This window comes from Nocardioides sp. Z43_10 (assembly GCF_059766615.1).
The window spans coordinates 138136-154592 of sequence record NZ_JCBAJY010000003.1 but is presented as its reverse complement, the minus strand read 5'-3'; the positions used below and the strand labels follow the sequence as shown (position 1 = coordinate 154592).

The 16457-nt window shown below is 74.2% G+C and carries 15 protein-coding genes and 1 pseudogene; all 16 read right to left on the bottom strand.

Going from position 1 to position 16457, the window contains the following annotated elements; all coding sequences use genetic code 11:
* Positions 1 to 25: 25 nt before the first annotated feature.
* A complete protein-coding gene (locus tag AC6EI4_RS06905) occupies positions 26 to 1075 on the bottom strand; it encodes an isopenicillin N synthase family dioxygenase (RefSeq protein ID WP_498451017.1) in 1050 nt (349 codons plus the stop codon).
* A gap of 62 nt (positions 1076 to 1137) precedes the next feature.
* Positions 1138 to 2139: pseudogene (gene add / locus AC6EI4_RS06900) on the bottom strand (adenosine deaminase); the annotation flags it as partial.
* A complete protein-coding gene (locus AC6EI4_RS06895) occupies positions 2136 to 2936 on the bottom strand; it encodes an ABC transporter permease (RefSeq protein ID WP_498451016.1) in 801 nt (266 codons plus the stop codon). The pseudogene add and the gene AC6EI4_RS06895, both read right to left, overlap by 4 nt.
* Entirely contained in the window at positions 2933 to 3733 is an 801-nt protein-coding gene (locus tag AC6EI4_RS06890; protein ID WP_498451015.1) for an ABC transporter permease, read from the bottom strand. Before AC6EI4_RS06890 ends, AC6EI4_RS06895 begins: the two co-directional genes overlap by 4 nt.
* Positions 3734 to 3737: 4 nt before the next feature.
* Positions 3738 to 4586, bottom strand: coding sequence for an ABC transporter ATP-binding protein (locus AC6EI4_RS06885; protein WP_498451014.1), 849 nt, complete (start codon positions 4584 to 4586; stop codon positions 3738 to 3740).
* Positions 4587 to 4599: 13 nt separating this feature from the next.
* Entirely contained in the window at positions 4600 to 5667 is a 1068-nt protein-coding gene (locus AC6EI4_RS06880) for an ABC transporter substrate-binding protein (protein ID WP_498451013.1), read from the bottom strand.
* Positions 5668 to 5828: 161 nt separating this feature from the next.
* Positions 5829 to 6299: a nucleoside deaminase gene (locus tag AC6EI4_RS06875; RefSeq protein WP_498421410.1), complete on the bottom strand. Its 471-nt coding sequence runs from the start codon at positions 6297 to 6299 to the stop codon at positions 5829 to 5831.
* Entirely contained in the window at positions 6296 to 9031 is a 2736-nt protein-coding gene (locus AC6EI4_RS06870) for a molybdopterin-dependent oxidoreductase (RefSeq protein ID WP_498451012.1), read from the bottom strand. The genes AC6EI4_RS06875 and AC6EI4_RS06870 overlap by 4 nt, the downstream gene beginning before the upstream one ends.
* Positions 9028 to 9876 (bottom strand): FAD binding domain-containing protein, encoded by an 849-nt coding sequence (locus AC6EI4_RS06865; protein WP_498451011.1) that lies wholly within the window; start codon positions 9874 to 9876, stop codon positions 9028 to 9030. Before AC6EI4_RS06865 ends, AC6EI4_RS06870 begins: the two co-directional genes overlap by 4 nt.
* Positions 9876 to 10682 (bottom strand): MurR/RpiR family transcriptional regulator, encoded by an 807-nt coding sequence (locus AC6EI4_RS06860; protein ID WP_498421416.1) that lies wholly within the window; start codon positions 10680 to 10682, stop codon positions 9876 to 9878. The genes AC6EI4_RS06865 and AC6EI4_RS06860 overlap by 1 nt, the downstream gene beginning before the upstream one ends.
* Positions 10679 to 11935 carry an allantoate amidohydrolase gene (locus tag AC6EI4_RS06855; protein WP_498451010.1) on the bottom strand — a complete coding sequence of 419 codons (1257 nt, stop codon included), beginning with the start codon at positions 11933 to 11935 and terminating at the stop codon, positions 10679 to 10681. The genes AC6EI4_RS06860 and AC6EI4_RS06855 overlap by 4 nt, the downstream gene beginning before the upstream one ends.
* Positions 11932 to 13149, bottom strand: a complete 1218-nt coding sequence (locus AC6EI4_RS06850) for a pyridoxal-phosphate-dependent aminotransferase family protein (RefSeq protein WP_498451009.1) — start codon at positions 13147 to 13149, stop codon at positions 11932 to 11934. The genes AC6EI4_RS06855 and AC6EI4_RS06850 overlap by 4 nt, the downstream gene beginning before the upstream one ends.
* A 36-nt stretch (positions 13150 to 13185) precedes the next feature.
* A complete protein-coding gene (allB, locus tag AC6EI4_RS06845) occupies positions 13186 to 14598 on the bottom strand; it encodes an allantoinase AllB (protein ID WP_498451008.1) in 1413 nt (470 codons plus the stop codon).
* A 10-nt stretch (positions 14599 to 14608) separates the two neighbouring features.
* Positions 14609 to 15553: a factor-independent urate hydroxylase gene (gene pucL / locus AC6EI4_RS06840; protein ID WP_498451007.1), complete on the bottom strand. Its 945-nt coding sequence runs from the start codon at positions 15551 to 15553 to the stop codon at positions 14609 to 14611.
* Positions 15554 to 15558: 5 nt separating this feature from the next.
* Complete coding sequence (gene uraH / locus AC6EI4_RS06835; protein ID WP_498451006.1) at positions 15559 to 15900, bottom strand: hydroxyisourate hydrolase; 342 nt, start codon at positions 15898 to 15900, stop codon at positions 15559 to 15561.
* Complete coding sequence (uraD, locus tag AC6EI4_RS06830; RefSeq protein ID WP_498451005.1) at positions 15897 to 16391, bottom strand: 2-oxo-4-hydroxy-4-carboxy-5-ureidoimidazoline decarboxylase; 495 nt, start codon at positions 16389 to 16391, stop codon at positions 15897 to 15899. Before uraD ends, uraH begins: the two co-directional genes overlap by 4 nt.
* Positions 16392 to 16457 lie beyond the last annotated feature (66 nt).

Sequence of the window (16457 nt, the reverse complement as noted above, 5' to 3'; positions counted from 1 at the left end):
CCGACAGTGCCCGGCGCGGCGCGGGCTACCCGCCGGCCCGGGCGGCGATCACCCGGGCGGCCTCGCGCTCGGCGGCGACGTTGGCGACGCCGGCGCGGGAGCCGGCGAGCTTGGCGCGCAGGTGCTCGCCGACGGTGATCGGGGGGTACGGCGAGCCGTCGCCGATGCAGGTCGGCAGGGTCTCGATCAGGGCGTCGATGTTGCCGTCGTGGAAGTACGCCGCGCTGCGGCGCCGCTGGACGGCGCCGTCGACGATCGGCGGCTTGACCCGGTGCAGCGTCGACATCCACCGCTCGTTGGTCCACCGGGCCATCAGGTCGCCGAGGTTGATCAGCAGCGCCCCCTCGGCAGGCATCACGTCGTTCCAGGAGCCGTCGCCGCCGAGCACCTGCAGGCCCGCCACGCGGTCGGCCCACAGCACCGTGACGATGCCGTAGTCGGTGTGCTCGCCCATCCCGGTCAGGTCGCCGTCCAGGTCGAGGGCGCCGGGCTCGAGGGCGTAGTTGTTCATCCGCAGCACGTCCACGCTGTGGTCGGTGAAGGAGGCGAAGAAGCCCGGTTCGAGCCCGAGCGCGTCGGCGAAGAGCCCGGTCAGGGTGCGCGCCACCCGCGCGGCCTCGTCGAAGTAGGCGTCGACCGCCTCGACGAACCCGGCGACCTCGTGGGGCCACACGTTCTCGGGGTAGTCGGCGGCCGGCAGGTCCAGGCCCGGGAAGTCCGAGCGGGCCGCCCCGACGTTGAACGCCTCGAAGAAGTCGTTCATCCGGTTCGCCGGGGCGATCCCCAGGCTCAGGCTCAGCGACTCGGTCTTGGGCGGGGCGTAGCCGCGGTTGACCTCCGGCGGCGTGCGGTAGGCCTTCTTCGCCTCCAGCGGCAGGCCGAAGAACCCGTCCAGCGCGTCGGCGAACGCGGCGAGGACCGCGTCGGGGACGCCGTGCCCGACGATCTGCACGAACCCGACGGTGCTGGCGGCCGCGTCGAAGGCGGCCGCGGCCCGGGCGCGCTCCTCGGCCGTACTGCCCGCGACGTAGGAGGAGATGTCGACGGTGGGGACGTGGAAGCCGGTGCTGCCCATGCGGGGTCCTCCTGGGGGTGGGGGTCATCGGGGATCGCGGCGACGGCGTGCTCGACGCGTCGGGCCAGCGCCGCCTTGTCGGTCTCGTCGAGCCAGCAGGCCTCGACGGCGTTGCGGGTGAAGCCGGCGAGCTCGTCGCGGCCGTAGCCCAGCGCGTGCGCCAGCACCCGGAAGTCGTGGGTGGGGTCGGTGCCGAACATCGGCGGGTCGTCGGAGTCGATGCACACGCGCAGCCCGGCGTCGACCATCTGCGCGATCCGGCGGTGGCTGCCGTCGCCGCTGCCGGAGTAGCGGCCGATGTCGGAGCTGACCGGGGTGCAGGTGAACGGCACCCGCTCGGCGACGCAACGCGCGGTGATCTCGGGGTCGTCCACCACGTGGTAGCCGTGGTCCACGCGGCTGCAGCCCAGGTCGTCGAGCAGCGTAAGGATGTGGCCCGGCGGCCCGGACTCCGAGTGCGCGGTGCGCTGCAGCCCGTGCCGCGCGGCCAGCCGGTAGGCCTCGACGAAGCCCCCGGGCGGTCCGTTCACCTCGGCGTAGTCCAGGCCGATGCCGACCACCTCGTCGACGCGGTGCGCGATCACCTCCTCGACCAGCGCCACCGCCTCCGCGCCGCTGCGCTCGCGGTTGATGCCGACCACCAGCCGGGCCTCGATGCCGGTGTCGTGCTGGGCGTCGCGCATCCCGGCCAGCACTCCCTCCAGCAGCCGCGGGTAGGGGACCCCGGGGTGCCCGGGCGGGCTGAGCTGGATCTCGCGGTAGAGCACGTGGTGCGCCGCACCGCCCGCGGTCAGCGACTCGTAGGTGATCCGGTGGAAATCGTCCACGTCGCGCACCACCGAGCCGACCAGGTCGAGGACCCGCAGGAACTCCCCGAGGTCCTCGTAGCTGGCATGGTCGTAGAGGCTCTTGGCGTCGCGTCCCTGCCAGGGCCCGGTCATCGGTACGCCGTGCTTGCGCGCGAGGTCGAGCACGGTGCCGGCCGCGACCGTGCCGATCAGGTGGCAGTGCAGGCTGACCTTGGGCAGCGCGGCCACCAGCGTCTCGACGTCGGCCGGCGTCATCGCGTCTCCTCGCCGAGACGGGCGAGCACCAGCGACTCGAGCAGCTGGGCGAGCAGGTAGAGCAGCAGCGAGGCCAGGGTGATCACCACGACCAGCGCCCAGACCCGGTTGATCTGCGAGCGGGCGGCGGCCGAGACCACGGCGTACCCGACGCCTTGGCCGGTGGCCAGCCATTCCGCGAGCAGCGCGCCGGTGATCGCTCCGGGCACCGAGATCCGGATCGAGGCGAACAGTGCGGGCATGGCCGAGGGCACCGCCACGGTGCGCAGCACCGACCAGGCGCCGCCGCCGTAGACCTGGACCACGTCGCGCATCTGCGCCGAGACCGAGCGCAGCCCCAGCACGATGCTCACCAGCGCCGGGAAGAGCACCACGATCCCGCTCATCACCGCGACGGCGCCCACGCTGCGTCCGACCGAGAGGATGATGATCGGCGCCAGCGCGATCAGCGGCACCGAGCGCAGGATCATCGCCACCGGCATCACCACGCTCTCCACGGGCCGGGACAGCACGATGGCGGCGGCCAGGACGACCGCGGCCGCCATCCCCGCCACGAAGCCGATGGCGGAGTCGGTCAGGGTCCTGCCCAGCAGCGGCCAGATCTCGGCGCGCACCTCGGCGGCGTCCGGGTCGGTGACCAGGTAGGCCCACACGTCGCCGGGCCCCTTGCCGACGTAGTCGGAGACGCCGAAGGCGCGCAGCCCGACCACCCACAGCACCACCACCACGCCGAGCACGAAGGCCATCGTGGCCACGGTCCGCAGCACCGCCCGGCCGAACGTGGCCGGCCCGCTCATCGCGCGCCCCCCGTCGACCAGGGGGTTACCAGCCGGGAGAGCAGTCCCAGCACGGCGTACGCCGCGCCGGCGACCAGGGCGCAGCCCAGCCCGATGCCCCACGCCTGCTCGACGTCGATGTTCTGCTGGGCGATCTTCAGCGCCAGGCCGACCCCGCGCTCGATGCCGCCGGCGTACTCGCCGAGAATCGCGCCGAGGAAGGCGGCCGGTGCCGCGATCTGCAGCGACGCCAGGATCGAGGGCAGCGCGGCGACCAGCTGGACGCGGCGCAGCTGCTGGAGCCGGCCCCCGCCGTACACGCGGACCACGTCGAGGCTGGTCCGATCCGCCGAGCGGTAGCCCAGCACGGTGCCGACGACCGTGGTGAAGAAGACCGACAGCGCGGCCAGCGCCACCGCGGTGCCGGAGCGCTGACCGGGGTCGGGGACGCCGATCACGATGTAGAGCACCGGCGCGATCGCCACGATCGGGATGCAGTAGCTGATCACCGCGACCTGCATGATCACCGGCTCGGCGAACGGCACCAGCAGCACCAGCGAGGCCAGCAGCAGCGCGGCAAGGTTGCCGTACAGGAATCCGACGCCGGCCTCCTCGACGGTGACCGCGAAGTGGGTCCAGTAGAAGTCCCAGCCGTCGTCGAGCATCGAGGCGACCACCCCGCCGGGGGTCGGCACCCGGGCGTCGGCCAGCAGCGTCGCTGCCGCCAGCCACCACACCGCGATGCCTGCGACCAGCCCGGCCAGGCCCATCAGCGCCGAGCGGGTCGCCTGGGCGCTCGGCTGCGGGAACCAGCGCATCGGCTCAGTCCTCCGCGCCGGGCTGGTTGCCGAAGAGCAGCTCCGAGGCCCGGTCGTGCAGTGCGTGGAACTCCGGCGTGCGCATCATCTCGGGCAGCCGGGGCCGGGGCAGGTCGACCTCGATCACCTCCTGGACCCGTCCCGGCCGCGCGCTCATCACCGCGACCTGGTCGGAGAGGAAGATCGCCTCGCTGATGCCGTGGGTGACCATCAGCGTGGTGGCCGGCTTCTCGGTCCAGATCCGCAGCAGCTCGACGTTGAGCCGCTGGCGGGTCATGTCGTCGAGCGCCCCGAACGGCTCGTCGAGCAGCAGCACCGAGGGCTTGACGACCAGCGAGCGGGCGATGGAGACCCGCTGGCGCATCCCGCCGGAGAGCTGGGCGGGCTTGGCCTTCTCGAAGCCGGTCAGCCCGACCAGGCGGATCAGCTCGGCGACCAGCGCGTCGTCGGGCTTCTGGCCGGACACCTCGAAGGGCAGCCGGATGTTGGCGAGCACCGTGCGCCAGGGGAGCAGGGCGGAGTCCTGGAAGGCGATGCCGAGCTCGTGGTCGCGGCGCAGCTCCAGCGGGGTCTTGCCCTCGACCAGCGCGGTCCCCGAGGTCGGCGTCTCCAGCCCGGCGAGGATCCGCAGGATCGTCGACTTGCCGCAGCCCGAGGGGCCCAGCAGGGACAGGAAGCTGCCCTTGTTGGTGAACAGGGTGGCGTCGTCGAGGGCGCGGACGCTGCGGCGCCCCACCCGGAACGTCTTGCTCAGGCTCTGGATCCGGACCCCCGTCCCGTGGGAGCCCTCAGGCGTGCTGGGGGCTCCCACGGATACGGTGCCGGAGCCCGTGTCGGTCACGGTCTCGGACATGGTCACGCAGCTCTCAGGAGGGGAGTTCGGTGAGCTCGGGCTTCTCCTCGAGGAGCTCCTCGAGCAGGGAGAGGTCGAAGAGCTCGTCGGCCTCGATCTCGATGCCGGCGGCCGCCAGCGTCTCGATGCACTGCGCGATCAGCTCGTCGGTGATCGTGAACAGGCCGTTCTCCTCGACCTCGGGGGTGACGATCAGGCCGGTCTGCACCTTGGACTGCTCGAGCTCCTTGTCCATGTCGAGGTCGAGGTCCGCGCCGTACTCCTCGACGGCCAGCCGGGCGCCCTCGTCGGGGTCGGCGAGCGCGTCCTGCCAGCCGCGGATCTCGGCCTCGAGGAAGTCCTTCACCTTCTCGGGCTCCTCGGCGATCATCTGATCGGTGGTGATCACGCTCTCCGCGACGAACGGCAGCCCGTTGTCGGCGAAGGGCAGGTTGGTGACCTCGTGGCCCTCCATCGACAGGGTGATCGACTCGTTGGTGACGTAGGCCAGGAAGCCGTCCACCTCGCCGTCGACGAGCGGGGACGGGTCGTACTCCACCGGCACCTTGGTCACGTCGCCCGGGTCGATGCCGTTGACCTCGAGCAGGGCGTCGAAGAGGGTCTCGTTGCCGCCGGCCTGGACGCCGATCTTCTTGCCGACGAGGTCCTCGGGGGTGGCGATGTCGGCGCCGTCCTTCATCGACAGGATCGTGAAGGGGTTCTTCTGGAACTTCGTGCCGACGATCTTCAGCGGCGCGTCCTCGGCGGCGACGACCTGGGCGGTCGCGACCGCGTTGCTGAGCGCGAAGTCGGCCTCGCCCGCGGCGACCATGGTCTCGATCGGGCCGGGGCCGGGGGTGAGCTTCACCGAGCTGAAGCCGGCGTCCTCGTAGTAGCCCTTGGAGTCGGCGAAGAACTCCCCGACGAACTCGGCGTTCTTGATCCACGACAGCTGCACGGTGATCGCGCCGTGGTCGGCGCCCTCGGCCGCGGCGGCGGAGTCCGGCTCGTCGTCGGAGCCGCAGGCGCTGAGAGCGAGGCCGGCCACGAGGAGGGCGGTGAGGCTCGCCGCGCGGCGACGGCCTTGGAACGACAGGGTCATGGTTGATACTCCTTGGTTTCTGCGCCGGGCCGGCGCACGTCGTGGACGAGCCTCCGAGACGAGAGGGACGCTAGGAGCGGCGGATTTCGGCCCCCGACGGCGCAGGTTTCGGTCGCGTTAAAACGCTCGTTTCACCCCGGCCGGCGCAGGTTTCAGGCAGCTCAGTAGTCGGTTCGGGCCGGGTCGGCCAGCCACGCCGCGAACGGCGTCGCCGCATCGGGCAGCTCCAGGCGCTCGACCCGGGTCGGCCAGGTGGCCCGGTCCTGGGCGAGCAGCTCGTAGAAGGCCCGGTCGTCGAAGCCGCCGTGCGCGGCGTCCTCGCGGTCGGCGGCGTAGACCACCCGGTCCAGGCGCGCCCACAGCGAGCCGGCCACGCACATCGGGCAGGGCTCGCAGGAGGTGTAGAGCACGCACCCGGCCAGGGAGAAGTCGCCCAGCACCCGCCCGGCCGCCCGGATCGCCTGCACCTCGGCGTGCGCGGTGGGATCGAAGTCGCGGGTGACCCGGTTCTGCCCGGTCGCCACCAGCTCGCCCGCGCGCACCACGAGCGCCCCGAACGGGCCGCCGCCCTCGGCGACGTTGGCGACGGCCAGGTCGATGGCGTGGGCCAGCCACAGGGAGTCGGAGCTCATGCGTCGTCCTTAGGGGTCGAGGGGTTCGGGTTCTGCAGGAGCCGCCACACCCGGTCGCGGCTCAGCGGCAGCTCGTGCGGGCGCGCCCCGAGGGCGTCGCGTACGGCGTTGGCCAGCGCGGGGGCGACCGGGTTGTAGGGCGCCTCGCTCATCGACTTGGCGCCGCGCGGCCCGAGCAGGTCGTGGGTGTCGGCGAAGAGCACCTCGGTGTCGGGCACATCGGCCATCTGCGGCACGCGATAGCCGCGGAACGAGCGGGTCAGCACCTCGCCGTCCTCGAGCATCATCTCCTCGTAGAGCGTGCTGCCGATCGCCTGGGCGACGCCGCCCTCGACCTGCCCGCGCAGCTGCTCGGGGTTGATCACCACCCCGGCGTCGACGGCCTGCACCGAGTGCAGGATCCGGACCTCCCCGGTGCGCCGGTCGACCGCGACCCGGGCGCCGTGCACGTTGAAGGCCACCGAGCGCGGCGAGCCGTGGTGCTCGCCGGCCGCGCTCAGCGGCGCCGCCAGCAGCACGTCGTACGGCGTGAGTCGGCCGTCCTCGTGGCGCACGCCGTCGGGGCCGGGCTCACCGCCGCCGGCCAGCTTGACGAGCTCCTCGCGCAGGGACCGGGCGGCCGCCGCGACCGCGCCGCCGGCGACCACCGAGCCGGTCGAGCCGTAGGCGCCGGTGTCGTGCCCGCCGAGGTCGGTGTCGCTGGAGCGCAGCGTGACCCGCGCGGGGTCCACGCCGAGCTCGCCGGCCACGATCTGGGTGTGCACGGTGGCGGTGCCGTTGCCGAACTCCGCGGTCCCCACCTCGACGGTGACGGCGCCGTCGGGGGCGATCGTGACGCACGCGTCGGCGTGGTGCCCACGCGGCGGGATCGTCGCGATCATCGAGGCGGCCATGCCCTCGCCGACGGCCCAGTGGGGCCCGTCGGGCAGCGGGTGCGCGGCCTGCGCCAGGGAGCGCTCCACCAGGTCCAGGCACTGGTCGAGCCCGTAGCTGCCGAAGACCAGGTCGGCGTCGGGGGCCCCGTTCACCACGAAGTCGTCGCCGGGCACGACCACGTTGCGTCGCCTGATCTCGTACGGCGTGAGGCCGAGCTCGCGGGCCAGCTCGTCGAGCGCCGACTCGATCGCGAAGATGACCTGGCCCAGCCCGTAGCCGCGGAAGGCACCCGAGGGCACGTTGTTGGTGTAGACCGCCTCCGCGTCGAGGCGCTTGTTGGCGCAGCGGTACAGCGCGATCGACTCGTGGCAGCCGTGGAACATCACGCCCGGCGCGTGGTTGCCGTAGGCGCCGGTGTCGGTGAGCACGTCGAGGACCATCGCGGTCAGGGTGCCGTCGGCGTCGGCGCCGAGGGTGACCTCGACGCGCATCGGGTGGCGGCACGGCACCAGCGTGAACTGCTCCTCGCGGGTCAGCTCCAGCTGCACCGGGGCCGGCTCGCCGCGCTCGGCGAGCCGGAGCACCGCGAGGCCCACCAGGTCCTCCACGAGCATCTCCTGCTTGCCGCCGAAGCCGCCGCCGACCCGGGCGGCCAGCACCCGGACCCGGTCGCGGTCCAGGCCGAGGAGGTGGGCGAGCTCGTCGCGCACCAGGTAGGGCACCTGGGTGCTGGTGCGCACCACGAGCCGGCCGTCCTCGTCGATCCAGCCGCGCGCACCGTGGGTCTCCAGGGCGGCGTGGGTGACCCGGCCGGTGCGCCAGGTCCCGCTGACGACCGCGGCGGCCACGGCGAGGCCGGCCCCCACGTCGCCGACCTCGCCGTGGGTCTGGGCCACGACGTTGCGCTGAGGCTCGGCGATCCGCGAGCGCGTCGTGGGCTTGTCGCCGTGCAGCAGGGGAGCCCCGGGCGCGCGCGCCGCCTCGGGCTCGAAGACGGCCGGCAGCGGCTGGTAGGTCACCTCGATCAGCCGCAGTGCGGCCTCCGCGACGGCGACGGACTCGGCGATCACCGCGGCGACCCGCTGGCCGCGGTAGCGCACCACGTCGTCGAGCATCCGGGTGTCGTCGGGGTCGTCGAGGCGGCTCTGGTGCCGGCCGGTGGAGTACAGCACGTCGGGCACGTCGGCGTGGGTGAGCACCAACCGTACTCCGGGCAGCGCCTCGGCGCGGCCGGTGTCGATCGCGGTGATCCGGGCGTGGGCGTGCGGGCTGGTGAGCAGCTTGAGGTGCAGCACCCCGTCGCCGGGCAGGTCGAGGGTGTAGCGCTCCCGCCCGGTCACGATCCGCGGGCCCGCCGGGGCGGCCAGCGAGGTGCCGAAGGCGCCGCAGCCGGCGCGCTCGACGTTGCCGGTGCCGCGCAGGGCGTCCTTGATGGAGCGGTAGCCGGTGCAGCGGCACAGGTTGCCCTTGAACATCCGCGCGACCTGGTCGGCGTCGGCCAGCGGGTCGAGGCGGCCCTCCTCGTCGGCCAGCGACGCCGCGGTCACGACGTACCCGGCCGTGCAGAAGCCGCACTGGAAGCCGCCCGCCTCGACGAAGCGGCGCTGCACCGGGTGCGGCTCCTCGGGGCTGCCCAGCCCGGCGGCGGTGGTGATCTCGTGGCCGGTGCCGCGCACGGCCGGGACGAGGCAGGAGTGCACGGCGTGGCCGTCCACCAGCACCGTGCAGGCGCCGCAGTCACCGGAGTCGCAGCCCTTCTTCACGTCCAGGCTGCCGTGCTCGCGCAGGAACGTGCGCAGGCACTGCCCGGGCGCGGGGACGGCGTCGACCGGCTCGCCGTTGACCAGCATGCTCATCGGATGCTCCCCTCGAGCAGCTCCGCGCAGACCTCGAACGCGAGCACGCCGGTGACGGCCCGGCGCCAGTCGCGGGGGCCGTGCGGGTCGTCGTACCAGCAGTCCACCTCGCCGAGCAGCGCCTCGAGTCGCGCCTGCGGCAGCTGGCCGGACACCGGGGAGACCGTCAGCCCGACCGGGCGCTCGGTGGCCGCGGTGAGGACCAGGTGCACGGTGCCCGAGCCCGTCAGCCGGCCGGTGACCACGGCCGAGGAGCGCCCGATCGGGCTCAGCGAGATCTTGCGGAAGGCGGTGCGCAGCGTCCGGCGCGGGTCCAGGGCGGCGCCCGGCACGTCGACGGCGCGCAGCACCTCGCCGGGGGCGAGCGTGGTGCGACCGGGACCGGTCACGAACCCGGCGACCGGCTCGCGCCGCTCGCCGCCGTCGGGGGTCCAGACGACGACCTCGGCGTCGAGGGCGGCCATCAGCGAGATCATCGCGCCGGCGGGCAGGGCCAGGCAGAGGTTCCCGCCGACGGTGGCGCCGTGCTGGACCTTGAACGACATCAGCAGTGCCTCGGCGCACGCGCGCACCATCCGGTGCGCCGAGCCGAGCACCGGCGGGGGTACGGCGAGCAGCTGCTCGATGGTGCACGTCGCGCCGATCCGCAGCCGCCGGTCCGCGCCGGAGCCGATCAGCTCCCAGGCCGGCCAGCCCAACGTGGTCAGGTCGACCAGCCCGGTGGTGTGCGGCTGTGGCTCGGAGAACAGCCAGGTGCCGCCGGCCAGCAGCGTCTCGCCCGGGGCCAGGGAGAGGTCGGCGCGGGTGCGCGCGGGGCGCAGCGAGGCCACCGTGCCCAGGTCCATCACTCCACCTCCCCGAGCCGGCCGTAGGAGCGGCTGATCGCGCCCACCCGGGCGCGGGCGGCGCGGCCGACCTCGCAGAGCACGCCGTCGGCGATCACGCCGACCAGGCTCATCGCGGCCGCGTAGCTGTCGAAGGCCAGCCCCGAGGCGACCGGGCACTCCAACCACACGTCGGCGTGGGCCGCGTGCTCGCGCGCGGTGGGGTCCGCGACCAGGACGACCATGGCGCCGGTGGCGGCGGCCTCGGCCATGAACGCGGCGAAGCCGGCGGGACGGCGGCGGAAGCCGATCACGACCAGCGCGTCGCCGCGGCCCAGGTCGGCGAGCTCCTCGCCGGTCGTCTGGCCCGGCAGGGGGGCCAGGTGCACGTCCGGGCGGGCGTGCGCCAGCTGGGAGCGCAGGTGCAGCGCGACCGGGTGGCTGTTGCGCCAGCCGACGACGCTGACGCGCCGGGCGCCGGCCAGGCCGGAGACCACCTCCGCCAGCCGTGGCTGGGTCAGGGCGCGCAGCACCGCCTCGGCCTCGTCGCCGGCGTGGGCGGCCAGGTCGGGTGCCCCTTCGAGGCGGTGCGGCTCCCCGGCCTGGCGCAGCGCGCGCAGGTGGTCGCGGACCTCGTCGAAGTCGGCGAAGCCGAGGCTGCGGAACAGCCTGCTCATCGTCGCCTTGGACACCCCGGCCAGCGTCGCGAGCTCGGCGGCGCGGTAGGTGGCCAGGTCGTCGAGGTGCTCCAGCAGCGTCTCGGCGGCCCGCCGCTCCTGTGGGGAGAGCTCGGCGTGGTGGGCGGCGATCCGCTCGTCGATCCTCATGACCGCGGCGCTTCGGCGGTGCGGGCGGCCACCGCGAGCACGGCCGCCTCGAAGGCGTCGAGGCCGCGCGCCACGTCGAGCTCGCGGACGTCCTCGTCGGGGGCGTGGGAGATGCCGTCGTGGCAGCGCAGGAACAGCATCGCGATGTCGGTGCCGGCGGCGGCGAGCGCCATCGCGTCGTGCCCGGCGCGGCTCCACAGCGCCATCGGGGTGCGGTCCCCGGTGGCCGCGATGCCGGCGACCACCGCCTCCTGCAGCCACCCCGCGCACGGGGCGGCCGGCGCCTCATGCGTCTGGGTGACCTCCAGGCGCAGCCCGCGGGCGGCGCACAGGCTCTCCAGCTCGGCGCGGATGGTGTCCCACATCGCGTCGCGCTCGGCGTCGGTGGCCGCGCGCAGGTCGAGGGTGAGCTCGGCACGCCCGGCGATCACGTTGACCGCTGCGGGGTGCACCTCGATCCGTCCCACCGTGGCGATGCACTCCGAGGCCCGGCCGAGCCGCTCGATCGTGGTGATCGCCTCGCCGGCACCGGCCAGGGCGTCGCGCCGGCGCGGGTACGGCGTGCCGCCGGCGTGGCGTGCCTCGCCGAGGATCGTGAGCAGGAAGCGCCGCGCCCCGGCGATGGTGGTGACGTAGCCCAGGGAGGCGTCCGCTTCCTCCAGGTGCGGGCCCTGCTCGATGTGTGCCTCGAGGTAGCCGAGGAGCTCGCCGGGGGCGCGCGCCGCCTCGCCGACCCGGGCCGGGTCGAGCCCGAAGGCGGTGAACGCCTCGCGCAGGGAGGTGCCGTGCTCGTCGGCGAGCGCCCACCAGGCGTCGTCCCAGGTGCCGGCCACGGCCCGGCTGCCGAGCAGGGCGGTGCCGAAGCGGGCGCCCTCCTCGTCGCCGAAGCCGATCACCTCCAGGGCGAACGGCAGTTCCTCGGCCCGGGCCGCCAGCCGCTCGGCCACCGCCAGCGCCATCACCACCCCGAGCATCCCGTCGTAGCGCCCGGCGTCGGGCACGGTGTCGAGGTGCGAGCCGAGCAGCAGCGCCGGCAGCCCGGGGGCGCGGCCCTCGCGGCGGCCGCAGACGTTGCCGGCCGCGTCGACCCAGGTGCGCAGCCCGGCGCGCTGCATCCAGGAGGCGACCAGGGCGTTGGCCCGGGCGTGCTCGGGGGTCAGGTGGAGCCGGGTCAGCGAGCCGGGGGTGGAGGTGAGCGCGGCCAGCTCGTCGCAGCGGGTGAGCACCTCCGCAGCGGTGTTGCGCGTGCTCACGAGGCGTACACCTCCCGTGCCGCGCCGACGCCGCCGCCGGCGGTGAGCGCCACGCCGGCGGCCCGCAGCACCTGCTCGAGGGCGGCCAGCGTCGTCAGCACCGCATCGCGGCGGGCGTTGTGGCCCATCGTCCCGATCCGCCAGACCCGCCCGTGCAGCGGCCCGAAGGAGGTGCCGATCTCGATGCCGAAGTCGTCGAGCAGCGCGGCGCGGACCCCGTCGCCGTCGACCCCGTCGGGGATCTGGACGGCGACCACGTTGTTCATCTTGTGGGCGAGGTCGCCGAAGACGCCCAGGCCGAGGCCCTGCACGCCGGCGAGCATCGCGGCCCCGTGCAGCCGGTGCCGCTCGACGGCCGCGTCCAGCCCCTCGGCGACCAGCAGCCGGGCGCACTCGCGCGCGGCGTACAGCATGCTGGTGGCCTCGGTGTGGTGGTTGAGCCGGCGCTCGCCCCAGTAGTCCATGATCATCGCCAGGTCGAAGTAGTTCGACGCGATCCGGGTGCCGCGCGCGGCGTCGCGGTCCTCGCGCAGACCCGCCTCGACGTGGCGGCGGGCCTCGACGACCTCCACCGCGCGCGGGGACAGCGAGATCGGGGCGCTGCCCGAGGGCCCGCCCAGGCACTTCTGCAGCCCGGCCGAGGCGACGTCGATGCCCCAGGCGTCCATCTCGAAGACGTTGCCGCCCAGCGAGGCGGTGGCGTCGCAGTAGAGCAGCACGTCGTGGCGCCGGCAGATCTCGCCGAGGTCGGCCAGCGGCTGGCACATCGTGGTGCTGGTGTCGCCCTGGACCAGCGCCAGCACCTTGGGGCGCACGGCGAGCACGGCCTCCTCGACCTGCTCGGGGGTGAAGACCTCGCCCCAGGGCACCTCGATCGTGTGCACCTCGGCGCCGCAGCGCTGCGCGATCTCGGTGAGCAGGTGCCCGAAGCGGCCCAGCACCGGCACCAGCACCCGGTCGCCTGGCTCGAGCAGCGAGACCAGGGCGGCCTCGATGCCGGCCCGCGCGGTGCCGTCGACCAGCAGCGTCTGCGGGTTGGCGGTGCGGAAGACCTCGCGGTAGAGCGCCATCGTCTCGCCCATGCACGCGGTCATCGCGGGGTCGAACTGCCCGACGAGCTGGGCCGACATGGCCCGCAGCACCCGCGGGTCGACCGTGATCGGCCCGGGGCCCATCAGCAGCCGCGGCGGCGGGTTGATCTCGTCGAGGTCCATGGGGTCCTTCCGGTCGGACAGAGGCGTGCGGGGAGCCTAGGAAACCGGTGTTTCGCCGGTGTTGCCGTTGCGAGTCGGCTGTTTCACCAGTTCCGGGCGGCGCAGCAGCCGGCCCCGCCGACCGGTCCCGGCGACGAGGTGACCGCCGAGCAGGGTGTGGGTGACCTGCCCGTCCAGGCGGTGCCCGTCGTAGGCCGAGAGCGGGTTGCGGTGGGCGAGACGCTCGGCGCGCACCAGCAGCGGGGCGGCGGCGTCGTACACGGCGAGGTCGGCGTCGGCGCCCACCTCGATCCGGCCCTTGCCGGGCAGGCCGACCAGGTCGGCGGTGCCGCGGGCGGTCCACCGGCTCACCTGCGCCATCGACAGCCCCCGGCGCAGCGCCTCGTGGGCGAGCGCGGCGAAGCCGACCTGGAGGCCGGCGATCCCGCCCCAGGCGAGCTGGAGGTCGCCGTCGCCGCGGAGCTTCTCGGCGGCGGTGGCGGGGGAGTGGTCGCTGACCACCACGTCCACCACCCCCTCGGCCAGTGCCGCCCACAGCTCCTCACGGTTGCCGGCGTCGCGGATCGGCGGGCAGCACTTGTGCACCGCGGAGGCGTCGGGGATCGCCTCGGCGGCGAAGGTCAGGTAGTGCGGGCAGGTCTCCACGGTGATCGCCAGCCCCTCGGCACGGGCGTCGGCGATCAGCGGCAGCGCGCGGGCGCTGGACAGGTGCAGCACGTGCACCCGCGCGCCGCTCTCGCGGGCGCCGCGGACCACCTGCGCGATCGCGGCGGTCTCGGCCTCGTCGGGGCGGGAGGCGAGGAAGTCGGCGTAGGCCCGGCTGGCCCGGGCGGGCGCCGCGGCGAGCACCCCGGGGTCCTCCGCGTGCACGACCAGCAGCGCGCCGAGGCGGGCGACCTCGTGCAGCGCGGCGCGGAACCCGGCCGGGTCCAGCGGCGGGAACTCCTCGACGCCGGAGGGGGACAGGAAGCACTTGAAGCCGAACACCCCGGCCTCCCACAGCGGCTCCAGGTCCGCGACGTTGCCCGGCACGGCGCCGCCCCAGAAGCCGGTGTCCACGCTGAGCTGGCCACCGGCGGCGGCGCGCTTGGTCGCCAGCGCCGCAGCGGTGGTGGTCGCCGGGATGCTGTTCAGCGGCATGTCGACGACGGTGGTCACCCCGCCCAGCGCCGCCGCCCGGGTGCCGGTGGCGAACCCCTCCCAGCGGGTCCGGCCGGGCTCGTTGAGGTGCACGTGGGTGTCCACGGCCCCGGGCACCACGTAGGCGGTGTCCGGCGCTGCCAGCAGCCGGGTCCCGGCCGGCAGCGGGTGGTCGTACGGCGCGACGGCGCCGATCCGGCCGTCCTCGATGAGCACCGTGGCCGCCACCGTGTCGTCCCCGACGACGACCCGGCGACCGCGGACCGCCTGCAGGGGCGCTGTGCCGTCCGTGCCGTCCGTGCCGGTCATCGCCGCACCCTCAGCAGAACCCGGGCACGCCGGCCCAGAGCTCGGGGACCTGGGCGGCCCCCTCGCGCTGGACGCTCGCCTGGATCAGGCCGTAGGGACGGTCGGCGGCGAGGAAGACGGCGTTCGGGTTGTCCAGCCCGAACGGCTCCAGGTCGACCAGGAAGTGGTGCTTGTTGGGGCACGACAGCCGCACCTCGGCGACCTCGGCGAAGGCCTCCAGCACCGCCTTGCCCATCTCGAAGATCGTCTGCTGCAGGGCCAGCGAGTGCAGGTCGGCGAAGCGGGCCAGCATCAGGTCGCGGATCGCGGCGTAGCTGGCGTTGAAGTCCAGCGCCTCGAGGTCGGCGTCCTCGCGGTAGCGCCACCACACGGTCAGCGAGGTGGCCAGGATCCGGTCGTCGGTCTCGGCGAGCGTGGTGTAGCGATCGCGCGGGAAGCCGTGGAACTCCGAGCCGGTGGACTTCAGCACCGTGCAGTCCTTGAGCCCGGCGATCACGTCGACGCGGTCCCCGTCGCGCTGGACCACGGCGGTGCGGGTCTCGCGGCCCTCGCGGACGAAGGCGTGCTCGTGCGGGGTGCCGTCGACGCCGATCCGCGCCCAGGCGTACTGCTCGGCCTCCCAGCGGCCCCCGGTGACCCAGTCGAAGGAGCCGACGAAGTGCTCGGCGAGCCGCATCAACAGCCGCTCGGGGGAGCCCACCCCGTGCTCGCGGGCGAAGGCGTAGAGGGTGTTCTTCTGGGTGTCGGTGGCCACCACCCGCGCGTTGTCGCCGACGGTGTGCGCGGCGGTGAAGTCGCCGCGCAGCTGCGAGGTGACGTTGAGGTCCTCGATCTCGTGCACCCCGCCCTGGGCCTCGCTGTCGTCGCGGGTGATCCGCACCAGGCGGCACTCGGCCTTGCCGTACTGGTTGGGGCCCAGGACGATGCGTCCCTGCTCGATCGTGGCGTCGCTCACCGGGTTCAGCTCCCTCGGTAGGTGGTGTAGGAGTAGGGGCTCAGCAGCAGCGCCAGGTGGTAGTGCTCCTCGCCGGCGGCGACGTGGAAGGCGACGCGGACCTCGGGGAAGAGCGAGTCGCGCCCGGCCGCGGCGTACCAGGGACCGGTCGCGAAGACGAGGGTGTGGCTGCCGGGGGCGAGTCCGTCGGCACCGGTGTCGAGGCGGACCCGGCCGTCGGCGTCGGTGACGCCCTCGGCCAGGGTGGCCGGACCGTCGCGCCCGTCCGGTCCGAGCAGCCGTACGCCGATGCCGGCGCCGGGGCGGCCGCGGGCGGCGTCGAGGACGTGGCTGCTGCAGGTGGTCATTGGAGCACCTCGCCGAGGCGCAGCAGCGCGATCTCGCGCAGCTGCTCGGCCACTACGGCGTCCTCGGTCTCGGGGTCGTGGTGCAGCCGCTGCTCGAGGCTGTCCAGGATCTCCTCGGCGCTGCGCCCGCGGGCGCGGATCAAAAAGATCCGCCCGAAGCGCTCCTCGTAGGCGCGGTTGCCGGCCGCCAGCCGGGCCCGCAGGTCGGCGTCGGAGCCGTCGACCCCCTGCTGGTCGCGGGCGCTCATCGACGCGCTGGCGCCCTCGCCCGTGTGCGCCGAGCCGATCCGGGGATGGTCGGCCAGGGCCTCGTCGACCTCGCGGCGCGACCAGCCGCGGGCGGCCAGGTCCGCGGTGGCCAGCACCTCGCCCAGACCGGCGTGCGGCCTGCCCGCGACGACCTGCTCGACCCACGAGCCGACCGCCGCGCAGGGGCGTACGACGCCTGCGGCGGCGTCCGGTGTGAGCCGGTTGAACTCTGCTATGTCCACGGGGACCTCCCTCTGCGCCCCGACCGTAGGGGGCGGTTGTAACGCCAACCGGAACATGCGTTTCTT

Excerpts from the sequence above, each read along its gene's own strand:
- AC6EI4_RS06905 (WP_498451017.1), bottom strand. The coding sequence starts at position 1,075 with ATGGGCAGCACCGGCTTCCACGTCCCCACCGTCGACATCTCCTCCTAC.
- AC6EI4_RS06895 (WP_498451016.1), bottom strand. The coding sequence starts at position 2,936 with ATGAGCGGGCCGGCCACGTTCGGCCGGGCGGTGCTGCGGACCGTGGCC.
- AC6EI4_RS06850 (WP_498451009.1), bottom strand. The coding sequence starts at position 13,149 with ATGGACCTCGACGAGATCAACCCGCCGCCGCGGCTGCTGATGGGCCCC.
- allB (WP_498451008.1), bottom strand. The coding sequence starts at position 14,598 with ATGACCGGCACGGACGGCACGGACGGCACAGCGCCCCTGCAGGCGGTC.
- AC6EI4_RS06875 (WP_498421410.1), bottom strand. The coding sequence starts at position 6,299 with ATGAGCTCCGACTCCCTGTGGCTGGCCCACGCCATCGACCTGGCCGTC.
- AC6EI4_RS06870 (WP_498451012.1), bottom strand. The coding sequence starts at position 9,031 with ATGAGCATGCTGGTCAACGGCGAGCCGGTCGACGCCGTCCCCGCGCCC.
- AC6EI4_RS06865 (WP_498451011.1), bottom strand. The coding sequence starts at position 9,876 with ATGGACCTGGGCACGGTGGCCTCGCTGCGCCCCGCGCGCACCCGCGCC.
- uraH (WP_498451006.1), bottom strand. The coding sequence starts at position 15,900 with ATGACCACCTGCAGCAGCCACGTCCTCGACGCCGCCCGCGGCCGCCCC.
- AC6EI4_RS06860 (WP_498421416.1), bottom strand. The coding sequence starts at position 10,682 with ATGAGGATCGACGAGCGGATCGCCGCCCACCACGCCGAGCTCTCCCCA.
- AC6EI4_RS06890 (WP_498451015.1), bottom strand. The coding sequence starts at position 3,733 with ATGCGCTGGTTCCCGCAGCCGAGCGCCCAGGCGACCCGCTCGGCGCTG.
- AC6EI4_RS06880 (WP_498451013.1), bottom strand. The coding sequence starts at position 5,667 with ATGACCCTGTCGTTCCAAGGCCGTCGCCGCGCGGCGAGCCTCACCGCC.
- AC6EI4_RS06885 (WP_498451014.1), bottom strand. The coding sequence starts at position 4,586 with ATGTCCGAGACCGTGACCGACACGGGCTCCGGCACCGTATCCGTGGGA.